This window comes from Actinoplanes sp. SE50/110, assembly GCF_900119315.1.
In the GTDB taxonomy this organism is placed as follows: domain Bacteria; phylum Actinomycetota; class Actinomycetes; order Mycobacteriales; family Micromonosporaceae; genus Actinoplanes.
In genome coordinates, this window is the sequence record NZ_LT827010.1 from 288,256 (window position 1) to 300,739 (window position 12,484).

A 12,484-nucleotide genomic window follows, 5' to 3' on the forward strand; every position below is an offset into this window, starting at 1 on the left:
CGCCGGCGGCGGAAAAGGATCTCGAGGAATTCCCCCTGTACGGTGCTGCCCGCCGAGCTGATCGACCGGCCGCTCAGCCGGCACGGGTCCAGGCGGCCAGGGTGGCCAGCACCGCGCGCAGGTCGCCGGTTCCGTGGTGGATCGCGCGTTGCCGGGTGGCGCCGTCGCCGCCGGCCCGCAGCCGGGTGAGCCCGTCGAGCACCGTCTCCAGGTCACCGGCCGCCCGCAGCGCGGGGCTGACCGTGGCGACGAACTCGTCGATGAATTCCCAGGCCGGCCGGGCGCGGCCCAGGCGCAGGTCGATGAGGTCCCCGCTGAGCCCGTCGTGCGCGGACTGCCAGTTCGCCGCGTTCAGCAGGCAGTCCCGCGGGCGGGGTGCGGGCCGGCCGGCGCGGATGTCGGCGATCGCGGTGGCGACGGCGGCCCGCACGAGCGCGGCCACCAGGATGGTGTCGTCGATGTCGGTGCAGACGTCACCCACCCGGATCTCGACGGTCGGATAGGTCGGGGAGAGACGGGCGTACCAGTAGATGGCGGCCTCGTCGAGCACCATCCCGGAGGCGACCAGCTGGGCCACCGTGCGGTCGTACTCGCGGGCGGACGCGAAGTAGGGGGTCGGACCCATGCTGGGCCAGCGCAGCAGCTGCACCGACCGCCAGCTGGCATGTCCGGTGTCGACACCCTGGAAGAACGGTGAGTTGCCGGTGAGCGAGCGGATCACCGGCAACCACACCTGCAGGTGGTTGCACACCTGCACGGCGATCTCCCGGTCCGGCACGCCGACGTGCACGTGCAGGCCGCAGGCCGCGGGGTCGAGGGCCACCGGGCCGTACCGGGTCACGAGATCCTGATATCGCGGGTCCGGCGGCACGGTGACGTCCTGCTCGGTCACCGGCGTGGCCCCGATGGCGACCAAGTGGGCGCCGGCCGCGTCGGCCGCGTCGGCCGCCGCCCGGCGCTGCTCCGCCAGTTGCGCCCGCATGTCGGGCAGTCCGGTGCAGACCCCGGTGACCACCTCCACCATGCTGCGTCGCATCTCCCGCCGGCTGCGGCTGCGGACCGGCTCCGGCAGGGCGGCGGTGACCCGGTCGGCGAGCGGTACGTTGCCGCCGGTGGCCGGGTCGAGCAGCAGGAACTCCTCCTCGACCCCGAGGGTGAGTGCCGGCGGTGTGTCCGGTCCGGTCGTGGTGGTGGCGGTCGCGGTCATCGAGCTCATGGGGCATCGTCCTTCGGCTTGCGGTGCGCCGGGCCGTTCCGGCGCGGGCGGCCTGCCTACCCCTGGCATATAGTGATAAACCACGCCAACCGACCACCTGCCAGGCGGCCCGGCCGCTCGCCGGGCCGCTCAGCGTGCCAGAGCGTGCGGATCGACGGTGGCATGTGGCAGGTCGACCAGGGTGAGAACCTGATCGGCGGTGCTGCCGGCGGGGGCGTACAGCCGCAGCGGGCAGCGCCGGCCGGTGGCCCGCGGGTCGCTGCGGTACAGCTGGCTGACCGCGGCGCTGGCCAGCAGGGTGACCGCGCTGAGGTCGACGACGAGGTCGTGACTGCCGCCCAGGGTGAGCCGATCGAGCTCGGCGCTCAGGTCGTCGACGTTGCCGGCGTCCAGCGGGCCGTGGATCGCCACCCGACTGCTCGGCGCGTTTGGCTGGTCGACGATCATCATCAGCTCCGGATCCGCGCCGGGCCGCACACTGCCGGACTGTCCGGCGGTCAGCGGCCGGAGCGGCCGCGACAGGCGGCGGTGGACCGTGACCGTCGTGCCGACCGCGCCGGTGTCGATGTCCAGCCGGTCGGCGAACGACGCGACCATGGCCAGCCCGAAGCCGTGGTCGCGGCGGAAGTCGTCGTCGCCGGGCCGCGGCCGCTCCCGCCAGCGACCCTGGTCCGCGACGGTGATCCGGGCCTCGCCGTCCGGGCTCACCCCGGCGGTCAGGGTGACCGTGCCGGCGCCGTGCTCCAGCGCGTTGGTGACCAGCTCGGTGACCACGTGAGCGAACGCGACCCGATCCTGGTCGCCGGTGGCGAGGGCATCGGCCCAGTCCTCGACGCCGGCCCGCAGGCCGCGTACGGAGACCGACCCGGGGGGCGCGGTCAGCCGCAGCGATGGCGGCGGGTCGCGCCGGGCCGCCACGAGCACGGTGATGTCGTCGGTGTGGCCGGTCCGCTGGATCAGCAGGTCCAGCGCGGTGAGGACGTCCCGCGGGCCGGGGCCGGACAGCGCGCCCGCCACCGCCCGGCACAGCGCGTCGTTCCCGGCGGCCGGGGTGCCGCCGGGCCGCTCGATCAGACCGTCGCTGTAGAGCAGCACGATCTCGTCCGGCTCCAGCCGTGCGGTCCGGGCCAGGTAGGTGGCGCCGGTGCCGAGCGGCCCGTGCCCGGACGCGGGCAGGAAGCGGGCCGCGCGCGGACCGGCGAGCAGGGGCGGCGGGTGGCCGGCGGAGCAGTAGGTGAGCCGGCCGTCGGCCGGATCGAGCTGGACGATGCACACGGTGGCGGCGTAGGCCTCGGGCACGCGGCGGGCCAGTCGGTCGGCGGCACCGACCGCGTCGAGCAGGTCGCCGGTCGCGCCGAGCCGGTCGTGCAGCACCGCCCGCAGCTGACCCATCGCGGCGGCCGCGGCCACGCCGTGCCCGACCACGTCCCCGACGATCAGCGCGACCCGGCCCTCGCCCAGCGCGACCGCGTCGAGCCAGTCACCACCGGCCGCGTCGGCGTCCCCGGCCGGCAGGTAGCCGCCATCGAGGCGCACGGACGGCAGCAGCGGCAGACCGGTGGGCAGCAGCTCGCGCTGCACCGCGGCGACCTCGTCGCCGGCCGCCGCGGACTCCCGCCGGGGGACACCGATCAGCTCGACACCGGCGACCGAGCCGGCGGCGTCGCGGCGCGGCGCGACCGTCAGGTCGATCTCCCGGTCCCCGGCCGGCCAGCCGTCCAACGTCTGCGGCACACCGGAGACGAAAACCTGGTCACAGATGTCCAACAGGGCGGGCACGGACAGCGGCAGGCCGACCACGGCGAAGCCGCCGAACACCTCGCGGAAGGCGTGGTTGACCGCATCGACCCGGTGCTGCGGGCCGGTCAGCCCGGCGAGCGCCACGGGCATCGAGTCGAAGACGGCACGGACCGCCCGCGCCCGGCCCACCTGCACGTCGAGCTCGTCCGGAGCGTCGGGCACCGAAGCCTCCCCGTTCTGCGCTGTCTGAGGTCCATCAAACCTCATCCGCGTACCGAAAGAAGATCAGGCGGGCGCCAGCAGGCGGGTCAGGCCGGCGACCGCGACGACCCGGCGGACGGTGGGCCGCACACCGGTCAGCCGGACCGTCACGCCGTGGGCGCGTCCGGCGTCCGCCACCCCGCGCAGCACGCGCGCTCCGGCGGCGCTCAGCAGCGACACCCCGGCCAGGTCGAGGACCAGCGCGCCGCCGCCCAGCCGGCGCAGCGTGTCCATGAGTGTCTCCTGCAGCAGGACGGCGCTGTCCGCGTCGATCTCGCCGCAGATCCGGGCCTCGGTCGCGCCGTCCGGCCGCAGGCGGCTGACCACCCGGCCGTCCATCGGGTCGGCGTCGTTGCCCGGCCAGGGCGGCACCGTGTCCTGCAGCAGCGCCTCGCGCAACCAGGTCAGGGCCCGGGTGAGCACCCGGGACACGTGCATCTGCGAGATGCCGATCTCGGCGGCGATCTGGGCCTGGGTACGGTCCTGGTAGAAGCGCAGGATCAGGATCCGGCGGACCCGCGGCGGGAGCCGGCGGGCGAGTTTGGCCACCGCGAGATAGTCGGCGACCTGGTTGAACGCGGGGTCGGCGCTGCCCAGCAGATCGGCGAGCTCGCCGTCGCCCTCGCCGAGCGGCAGACTCAGCGACACGGCACGGTATCCGCTCGCCGCCGTCCGGGCCTCGTCCAGCGTCTCCGAGTCGATGTGGCAGCGCTGCGCCACCTCCCCCTCGGTCGGCGCCCGGCCCAGCTCGTGCGCCAGCTCGACCTCGGCCACCCTGGTCTGCGCGGCCAGGTGCTGCAGGCGGCGCGGCGCGCGGACCGACCAGGTGTGGTCCCGGAAGTGCCGCTTCAACTCTCCACTGATCGTGGCGACGGCGTACGCGGTGAACGACCCCCGCTCCGGCAGGTAGCGGGACACGGCCTTGACCAGGCCGAGGGAGGCGACCTGCACGAGGTCCTCGAACGGCTCGCCGCTGTGCCGGTAACGCTGGGCCAGGCGCCGGGCGAACGGCACCATCCGATCGATCATCTCCGCGCGCAGGCGCCGATCGGTGGCCTGGTCGGCCGTGGCCAGCAGACGCGCGTACTCCTCGGCGATCAGATCGAGGTCGTCCTCGATCGTCACCCCAGTTGTCGTAGGCATGAGAGAACCCCCAGCGTTCATCAACGAACGTGCGCCGTCGAGTCCGGGATGCCCGGGATCCGCGAAGCCATTCGTCGATGACGGCAGATCGGCTCATCCCTGGATGGTCAGTCGGGCGAGCGCCGAGCGGACGGCCCGGCCGTCGTCGGCCCGAGCCACGATCCGGCGCTGCCGGTCGGCGCCGTTGCCCTCGTCGCGCAGACGCGCCAACCCGTCGCGTACCGTCTCGAAATCGCCCGACGGGAGGAACATGGCCGCCGCGATCTGATCGATGACGTGCCAGGACGGCGCGGGGCGGCCGCTCGCCGGGTCGAACAGCCGGGCCTGCAGACCCTGCCGGGACGCACGCCAGTGGGCAGCGCGGAGCACCGCCGGACCCACCGGGACCGGTCGGTGCCCGGGCCCGGTGTCCTGGACCGCGGCGAGCACGGCGGCTCGCAGCAGACCGACCGCCACGACCGTGTCGTCGGCGCTCAGGCCCACGTCGCCGACCCGGATCTGGACCGCCGGCGTGGGGCTCGGCCGCACCCGCCAGTAGCGCAGCGACTCCGGCAGGCCGGCCTCCGCCGCCTGGACGGCCGCGGACACCGCGGCGGCCGCTTCGATGGCCGCTTCGCCGGATCGCAAAGCTCCGGCGGATCGCAAAGCTCCGGCGGATAGCGAAGCTGCGGCGGATAGCGAAGCTTCGCCGGATCGCAAAGGTCCGCCGGATCGCAAAGGTTCGCCGGATAGCGAAGCCTCGCCGGATGGCAAAGCTTCGTCGGACCGCGAGGCCCCGGCGCCCGAGGGGGTCATGGCGATCGCGCCGGCTGACCGCAGGGCCGGCCCGAACGCGCCGAGCGCGCGCCGTTGGGCCTGCACGAAACGCCAGCTCGCGTGGCCGGTGTCGGCGCCGCGGGCGAACGGCGAGTTGGCGGTGAGCGCCTCGACGACCGGCAACCAGGCCGGCAACCGGCGGCATACCCGCACCGCCGCCCGGCCGTCGGGAACACCGACGTGAATCGTCAGGCCGCAGAGGGCCGCCGCCGGGTCTTCGGGCGTCATGCCGACCGCCAGCAGGTGCGCGCCGTGTTCCGCGGCGGCCGCGGCGGCCGCTCGTCGGCCGCGCAGCAGATCCGCGCGGAGGGTGGTGAGAGCGGTCGACGGCGACGACACCAGCGTCACCGTCCCACCGATGACCCGTCCGTGCGGCGCCAGGGCCGCGGCGAGCGCCTCATCGGCCGGGACGGCCGTTCCGGTGTCCCGGTCGGCCAGCAGCAGCTCCTCCTCGACCACGACGGGCAGCGCCGCGCAGGCGTTGGCGGGTGTCAGGAGGGTGGTGAAGGTTGCCGCGGCCATGAGTGACGTCCGATCCGCCCTGGGCGATGGTGCGATGACGCGGACGCGTTCCCCGCCCCGCGTCGCCGAAACACCCGGCTTCGCCGAAACGCCCCGCGCCCTCGACACGGTGCGCGGTGGCGGAGTGCGCCGCGGCGGCGAGACGCCTCACTCGAAGGTGACCAGTCCGGCGGCGGTCGTGCTGAGCCGGCGGGCCTCCGCGGTGCTGCCCGCCCGCAGGATCGCGTAGCCGAGCCGGCACCGATGGTCGGTGCCCGCCGGGACCGCGGCACCCGGGACGACGGTGAACCGGTGCCGCACGTACCCCGGCAGCGATTCCACCCGATCCGCGCCGAGCGCACGGGTGCCGGACACCGGCCCGGCCGGGATGAAGAACACCGTTGCCGCCGCGCCGGCCGCGTCCTTCGTGCGGGTCTCCCGGGGCGCCCGCCCCAGATAGCCGGCGAGCATCGCGCGCGGCAGGCAGACGCCGGTGGTGAGTTCGATCAGCTCGTAGATCTGGCCGCCGGCCAGCCGGGCCGCCAGTTCGATGGTGACCGGGCCGTCCGCGGTGAGCCGGATCTCGTGGTGGAACGGCCCCATGGTGACGCCGAGCGCCCTGGCGACCGCCCCGGTGTGCCGCCGGATCCGGTCCGCGACGCCGGCGTCGAGCTCGGCCGGCACGACGTGTCCGATCTCGACGAACGACGGCTCCGGCGACAGTCTCTTCTCGACGATCGCCGCCACCGTGACCCTGCCGTCGTGCACGTATCCCTCGACGCTCAGCTCCGGCCCGGTCAGATACTCCTCGACCAGCGCGCGGGCGCCGGCGGTGCGGCCGAAGTCGCGGGTCTCGTCGGCGGCCATCCGCCGGTACGCGGCGGTCAGCTCCACCTCGTCGGTGACTTTGGTGACGTGGAAGCTGCCGCAGAAGTCGGCCGGTTTGAGCACCAGCGGGTAGCCGATGGCGGTGGCCGCCCGGACGGCTTCCCGGGGTGACGTCACCGCCGCCCAGCGGGGCGCCGGCAGTCCGGCCCGGTCGAGAGCGGCCCGCATCAGGTGCTTGTCGCGGACCAGGTCGACCGTCGTGACCGGCAGGCCGGGCAGCCCGAGGCGGGCGGCGGCCCGGGCGGCGACGCCGACGTGGAACTCCAGGCCCGGTACGACGGCGTCGATCCGGGGCAGCCGGTCCAGGGCGGCATCGACCGCGGCCTGGTCGTTGGTCTCGACCTCGATGAGTTCGTCGATGTAGCGGCGGTGGTCGTCCGGCACGCGCCGGTCGCCGGCGTCGCGGGACAGCACCACGATCCGGTGGCCGGCCGCCTTGCCGTAGCGCAGCAGGGACAGCCCGGACGACTGGGGTTCAAGCACGACGACGGTGGTCATGTCCACTCTCCTAACGGCCCGGCCAGCTGGTCGACGATCCGGACGAGGATCGGTTCGGTGGTGGCGAAGTTCAGGCGGAGGAAGCCGGGGGCGCCGCAGTCGGCCCCGTCGACGACACTGACCCGCGCGTGACGGGCGACGACGCCGGCCAGGTCGTCCGGCCGCCGGCGCAGGCCGCGCAGATCCAGCCAGGCGAGGTAGGTGCCGGCCGGCGGAACGTACCGGACGCCGGGCAGCCGGTCGCGGACCAGGTCGGCCAGCCGCCACCGGTTGTGGTCCAGCCGGGTGAGCACCGAGTCGAGCCAGCCCCGGCCGTCGTGGAAGGCGGCGGCGGTCGCGACCGCGCCCAGCGTGGAGGTGCCGTCGGTGGCCAGCCGGTCGAGCCGGTCCCAGCGTTTCCGGTCGGCGTCGTTACTCAGGATCACCTGCGCGCATTTGAGCCCGGCCACGTTCCACGCCTTCGAGGCCGAGGTGGCGGTCAGCGTGTGCCCCGCGGTGACCGGTGAGATCGACGCGTACGGGATGTGCCGCCGCCCGGTGTAGACCAGCGGCGCGTGGATCTCGTCGGCGAACACCCGGCCGCCGTGGGCGTCGACGACCCGGGACAACGCCAGTAGCTCGCCGCTGTCCGGGACGTGCCCGAGCGGGTTCTGCGGCGAGGAGAGCAGCAGCAGGTCGCCGCCCGCCCCGAAGGCCCGGTCCAGGCGGTCCAGGTCGAAGCGGGGCGCGCCGTCGTGGTGCTGCGCCATCGGCACCGCGATGATCTCCCGGTCCAGCATCGCGGGCACCGTCAGGAACGGCATGTACGCCGGCACCGGCACGATCACCGGCGAGCCGGGCCGGGAGAAGTGCGCGATCGCCAGGTGCAGGGCCCGGACCACGTCCGGGACCAGGCGCACGTCGTCGTCCGCGACCGCCCACCCGTATGCCGTGCGCTGCCAGTCGGCGCAGGCCCGGGCCGCGGCCCGGGCCAGGGCCGGGGGCAGGTAGCCGAGCAGCCCGTCGTCGATCGCCCGGGTCAGTGCCGTCGCCACCGCGGGGGCGGTGCCGAAATCCATCTCCGCGACCGAGGCGCCGAGCAGGCCGGGACCGTCGCCGGTCCACTTGAGATGGCCGGCGGCACGCAGTGCCGCGACCGTGGGTCCGCCGCCGCGATCCACGGTCAGACCGGTGTTCCGGTCAGCCGCGAAGCCGCGTCCCGGACCGTGTCCTCGATCGCCGCCAGCCGCTCCGGGGTCTCGGCGAACAGCAGGCACTCGGTCGGCTCCCCGCCGTCCGGGTCGGCGGCCAGCACGATGACGCCGTCCCCGGTGAGGCCGGGCAGCGACCCGGGCGGGACGGCCGGGACGTCGCGCAGGTTGGTCAGCAGCCAGCGGTCGGCGTATCGCGGCCCGAGCAGGCGTTCTGCCACCTCGTGCAGGACCAGCCCGCCACCCCAGCGCCCGTTGCACTCGTTGAAGATCAGCCGCTGGTCCGGGGTGAGCATGGCGTCGATGTTGAGGTGGCCGCGGTAGCCGAGCCGGGCGGCGTGACCGGCGTACGCCGCGGCCCAGGTGGCCGCCTCGGTCAGGCTGAACGGCGGCAGGTCGGCCGGGATCCGCAGGCCGATCCAGGACAGTGCGGGCGCGTCCGGGTCGCCGGCCGGCTCCAGGCGGATGCTTCCCGAGTTCAGGAACCGCGCCCGGCCGGCCTCGTCGATCAGGTACTCGAAGTAGAACATCCGTACCGCCGGGTGGTACGCCTCGGCGACGACGACCCGGCTGCCGTCGTCGGTCAGTTCGTCCCAGATGCGCCGGCCGACCCCGGTGAGGTCACCACGTATCCGCCGGGTCTCCCGGGCGCCGGGCAGCGGGCCGCTGTCGTCGCTGGTCAGCACGATGTTGCCGCTGCCGCCACCGGCGTTGTCAGTCTTGACGATCACCCGCCCGGTCTCCGGCAGCAGGCGTCCGATCGCCCGGGACAGCGCGCCGGGGGAGCGCGCGATCGACCCGGCGGCCAGCGGCAGGCCGGCGCCGGCCGCGATCTGGCGGAAGTGCGACTTGCGGTTGAACAGCTCGAACCCGCGCTGGGCGGCGAACGTGTCACCCGGCGCCGGCGGCAGCCCGAGCCGGTCGGCCAGGGCGGCGGTGCCCTCGGTGACGAAGCACGGCGCCACCGTCCAGCCGGTCGCGTCCAGCAGGGGGCGCAGCGCCGCGGTGAACTCGTCGGAGGTCAGCACCTCGTCGCTGAGGATGCCCGGCCAGGACAGCACCCGCACCGACCCGGTCGGCCAGCCCAGCGTCGCCTCGATGTGGGCGAGGAACCCGGGGGCGACCGCGGCCGGAACCACCACCACGTCGCCGGGCCGGGCCATCCAGATCAGCCGCAGGCAGGAGGTGACCGAGGGCAGCCGGTGCACGATGTCGGCCGCGTAGTCGGCCCGGATGTTGACGATGATGACTCTGCGCATGCCGGTCGTCCCGCCTAGGCTGTCAGTTTGTGCCGGCCGGCGGCGATGCTGGCCTCCCAGTTCTGCCCGTCGAACTCGGCGTACTCGACGTGCTCGGCGAAGCTGAGGTCGAGGCAGCGCGCGTTGACGCTGAAGTAGCCGGTCGGGTGGGACCGGGGACGGTAGAACGGCATGATGCCGCAGACCGCGCAGAACGTGTGGTCGGCGACCATCGTGCCGAACCGGTACGGCTTGAGGAACTCCTGTCCCTGGTGCAGCCGGAAGAAGTCCTCGGGCAGCATCAGCTCCTGATGGCCGGACATGTGGCAGATCCCGCAGTTGCACAGGGTCACGGTCAGGTGGCTGGTGAGCGAGACCGAGAAACGCACGTTGCCGCAGTGGCATCGCCCGTCGTGCCAGGTCCGCTCCTGGGCGTCGCTCATGACGTCTCTCCTGGGGTGAGATGCCGGATCAGCCGCAGATGGAATGCGGTGTACGAGGCGGCCTGCAGCGGATGCGGTTCGGGCAGCGCCCGGTGCAGCCGGTGCAGGTTCAGCGTCGGCACGGCCGGGAACCGGTGGTGCTCGGCGTGGTAGTTGGCGTTCCACATGAAGAAGCGCATCACCGGGTTCGACCGCACGGTGCGGGTGTTGCGCTCGATGTCCGGCACACCCCACAGCCCGTAGTGCTCGGTGAGCCCGGTGAACCGCGCGACCACGGTGGACGCCAGCAGGGGCAGCCAGTAGCCGAGCAGAACGGCGTACGGGAAAATCGCGGTGAGCGTCAGCGCGACCGCGACCCAGAGACAGATGACCAGGTTGTCCTGCCGCGACGCGCGGCGCCGGTCCGGGTGGCCGGTGACACTGGCCGGGAATCGGTGCTGCCAGGTGCGGGTGGCGGTGATGACGTTGTAGCGCCAGAGCGTGATGCCGCTCATCGAGTAGAGGTATGCGCCGAGGCCGGTGAAGGTCTTCTCCGGCTCGGTGTCGCCCGGGACACCGGTGAACCGGTGGTGGACCAGGTGCTGGTAGCGGTAGTTGGTGAAGTTGATCAGGATCGGGGTGCACCAGGCGGCGCCCATGACCCGGTTGGCGCGCCGGGACCGCAGGTGCGAGCCGTGCACGCAGTCGTGGGCGGCCTGGATGAAACCGGACATGACCATGGTCAGCGCCAGCGTCGCGGCGACCGTGACGACCGGCTCGTCCAGGCGCAGTGCGAGGGTCAGCGCGCCGGCGTAGAGGGCGGCCATCGCGGTCATGGTGAGCAGCACCCGGCGCTGCACCACACCGGCCAGCGCGATCAGCACCGACCGGTCCAGGCCGGCACGCGGTGGGGTGACGGCGGTGGTCATCGTCGAACCGCGCCGGTCATGGCGTACGCCGGAATGTCGATCTCCATCGGCGTCGCGGCGTGCGGGCGTTGCGAGTCGTACGGGAAGGAGATGTGGTTCTCGGTGGCGGGCCGGCGGGTGAAGAAGATCAGCATGTCCCGGGTGGCGTTGTCCGTCGGATCCTCGGCCCGCACCGGGGTGACGCTGTGCTTGCGCTCGTGGTCGGCCACCAGCATGGTGTCCAGGAAGCCGCGGTGCTGGTGATGACCGACGACGTGGGCGGGGTCGACCGCGTACCACGGCGTGCCGTTGCGCTCGCGCCGGTCGTGCAGGTAGGTGATCGCGCTGTCCGGGGTCATGTTGCGGCTGTCGATCAGCGTGGTCATGGTGTGGTCGACGCCGTCGCTGTGCACACCCTCGAGCGCCGGCTGCCCGAGCATCTGCGGCGTGGTGATGGTCCGCAGGTGGAACAGGGTGAGGATCCACCGGGCGGTGGAGTAGTCCAGATGCGGCCGTGGGCGGATGTCGACGTCGCCGATCATCAGGAACTGGAACGTCATCAGGGCCTGTGCGGCCGTGTTGTCCTGCAGGTCCGGCCCGATCTCGGCGAACTTGCGGACCATGCCGGAGTCGTGCCGGACGAAGTCCTCCTCCTGGGAGAGCACGAACGGCTGGAATTCGAGCCGGTATGCGCGGCCGGCCTCGGCGTCGTAGCAGAACCGCCCGTTGCGTGACCTGCGGAACGGCAGGGTCGGGTCCTCGGGCAGGCGGTCACCGACGCGGCGGAGCCGGTCGAGGTCGGCCCGGGTCGCCCCGAGGCCGCGCAGCACCGGAGCCAGCCGCGAACCGTCGACGAAGACGGCCCCCTCGGCCCGGTACCGGCGCTTGAGTTCGCCGATGTCGTCGAGTGCCTCAGCGAGATCCGGCACGTCATCCCTCCTCAGACTTGGTCGAGCTGTATCCGGCGCAGATGGCGCCGCGGATCGGTGTACGCGTTGCGCGAGTGCAGCACCCGCCAGTTGTCGAAGTGCAGAAGATCGTTGCGGGCGTACGTCACGGCGACGTGCCCGTCGTCCCAGGCGTCCAGCACCCGCCGGATCAGCGACCGGGCCGGCCCGTCCCGCTCGCCCAGCCGGACGTTGTTGCAGGAGAAGCGGAGCAGCTCGATGCCGTCCACGGTCTCCAGCATGGGATGCCGGTTGGTCTGGCCCAGCCCGTGCCGGCGCAGGCCCTCGCTGGAGACGAAGTCGAAGGTGGTCCGCCGCAGGAAGTCCCGCTCGGCCGCGGACAGCCCGGCCAGGACCGGACGGCTGTCGAAGATTGTGGTCTGGCCGCCGTCGCCGGCGGCCGGGGTCCGGCACCAGAGGGCGAGGTAGCGCGGCGGCAGGCCGGCGAACTCGTACCCCTCGGTGTGCGGCAGCAGCGCCCGACGGTTGGAGCCGTAGTAGACGTCGTCCATGCCGGGTTCGGCGACGATGTCGTCGATCACCTTGCCGGACGGCCCGGGACGGAACCGGCCGAACCGGCTCAGGAACGCGGCGTGGTCGAAGCCGTCCGGCACGTCGACGGCTCGGACGAAGCCGTGCTCGTCGAGGACGCGGCGGTACTCGGCCTCGTCGAACCGCGCGAACGAGACGGTGCCGGGGGCCAGCTGCTGGATCAT

At 73.4% G+C, this 12,484-nt stretch carries 11 protein-coding genes; all 11 read right to left on the reverse strand.

Going from position 1 to position 12,484, the window contains the following annotated elements:
- Positions 1-73 precede the first annotated feature (73 nt).
- On the reverse strand, positions 74-1,216 hold the full coding sequence (locus ACSP50_RS01270) for a glutamate--cysteine ligase (protein WP_014687335.1): 1,143 nt from the start codon (positions 1,214-1,216) through the stop codon (positions 74-76).
- 129 nt (positions 1,217-1,345) lie between these two features.
- Positions 1,346-3,178: a SpoIIE family protein phosphatase gene (locus tag ACSP50_RS01275; RefSeq protein WP_014687336.1), complete on the reverse strand. Its 1,833-nt coding sequence runs from the start codon at positions 3,176-3,178 to the stop codon at positions 1,346-1,348.
- Between the two features lie 63 nt (positions 3,179-3,241).
- Positions 3,242-4,360 carry a sigma-70 family RNA polymerase sigma factor gene (locus ACSP50_RS01280; protein WP_014687337.1) on the reverse strand — a complete coding sequence of 373 codons (1,119 nt, stop codon included), beginning with the start codon at positions 4,358-4,360 and terminating at the stop codon, positions 3,242-3,244.
- Between the two features lie 93 nt (positions 4,361-4,453).
- Positions 4,454-5,698 (reverse strand): glutamate-cysteine ligase family protein, encoded by a 1,245-nt coding sequence (locus ACSP50_RS01285; RefSeq protein ID WP_014687338.1) that lies wholly within the window; start codon positions 5,696-5,698, stop codon positions 4,454-4,456.
- Positions 5,699-5,845: 147 nt separating this feature from the next.
- The gene (locus ACSP50_RS01290; RefSeq protein ID WP_014687339.1) at positions 5,846-7,063 is read right to left on the reverse strand and encodes an ATP-grasp domain-containing protein; all 1,218 of its coding nucleotides are present in this window, start codon (positions 7,061-7,063) and stop codon (positions 5,846-5,848) included.
- A complete protein-coding gene (locus ACSP50_RS01295; protein ID WP_014687340.1) occupies positions 7,060-8,223 on the reverse strand; it encodes a MalY/PatB family protein in 1,164 nt (387 codons plus the stop codon). Before ACSP50_RS01295 ends, ACSP50_RS01290 begins: the two co-directional genes overlap by 4 nt.
- Positions 8,224-8,225: 2 nt before the next feature.
- A complete protein-coding gene (locus tag ACSP50_RS01300) occupies positions 8,226-9,512 on the reverse strand; it encodes a hypothetical protein (protein ID WP_014687341.1) in 1,287 nt (428 codons plus the stop codon).
- A gap of 14 nt (positions 9,513-9,526) precedes the next feature.
- Entirely contained in the window at positions 9,527-9,934 is a 408-nt protein-coding gene (locus ACSP50_RS01305; protein WP_014687342.1) for a GFA family protein, read from the reverse strand.
- The gene (locus tag ACSP50_RS01310; protein ID WP_014687343.1) at positions 9,931-10,842 is read right to left on the reverse strand and encodes a fatty acid desaturase; all 912 of its coding nucleotides are present in this window, start codon (positions 10,840-10,842) and stop codon (positions 9,931-9,933) included. Before ACSP50_RS01310 ends, ACSP50_RS01305 begins: the two co-directional genes overlap by 4 nt.
- Positions 10,839-11,750 carry a 2OG-Fe dioxygenase family protein gene (locus ACSP50_RS01315; RefSeq protein WP_014687344.1) on the reverse strand — a complete coding sequence of 304 codons (912 nt, stop codon included), beginning with the start codon at positions 11,748-11,750 and terminating at the stop codon, positions 10,839-10,841. The genes ACSP50_RS01310 and ACSP50_RS01315 overlap by 4 nt, the downstream gene beginning before the upstream one ends.
- A gap of 11 nt (positions 11,751-11,761) precedes the next feature.
- A complete protein-coding gene (locus ACSP50_RS01320) occupies positions 11,762-12,484 on the reverse strand; it encodes a TauD/TfdA family dioxygenase (protein WP_014687345.1) in 723 nt (240 codons plus the stop codon).

Excerpts from the sequence above, each read along its gene's own strand:
- ACSP50_RS01270 (WP_014687335.1), bottom strand. The coding sequence starts at position 1,216 with ATGAGCTCGATGACCGCGACCGCCACCACCACGACCGGACCGGACACA.
- ACSP50_RS01280 (WP_014687337.1), bottom strand. The coding sequence starts at position 4,360 with ATGCCTACGACAACTGGGGTGACGATCGAGGACGACCTCGATCTGATC.
- ACSP50_RS01285 (WP_014687338.1), bottom strand. The coding sequence starts at position 5,698 with ATGGCCGCGGCAACCTTCACCACCCTCCTGACACCCGCCAACGCCTGC.
- ACSP50_RS01290 (WP_014687339.1), bottom strand. The coding sequence starts at position 7,063 with ATGACCACCGTCGTCGTGCTTGAACCCCAGTCGTCCGGGCTGTCCCTG.
- ACSP50_RS01300 (WP_014687341.1), bottom strand. The coding sequence starts at position 9,512 with ATGCGCAGAGTCATCATCGTCAACATCCGGGCCGACTACGCGGCCGAC.
- ACSP50_RS01305 (WP_014687342.1), bottom strand. The coding sequence starts at position 9,934 with ATGAGCGACGCCCAGGAGCGGACCTGGCACGACGGGCGATGCCACTGC.
- ACSP50_RS01310 (WP_014687343.1), bottom strand. The coding sequence starts at position 10,842 with ATGACCACCGCCGTCACCCCACCGCGTGCCGGCCTGGACCGGTCGGTG.
- ACSP50_RS01320 (WP_014687345.1), bottom strand. The coding sequence starts at position 12,484 with ATGATCCAGCAGCTGGCCCCCGGCACCGTCTCGTTCGCGCGGTTCGAC.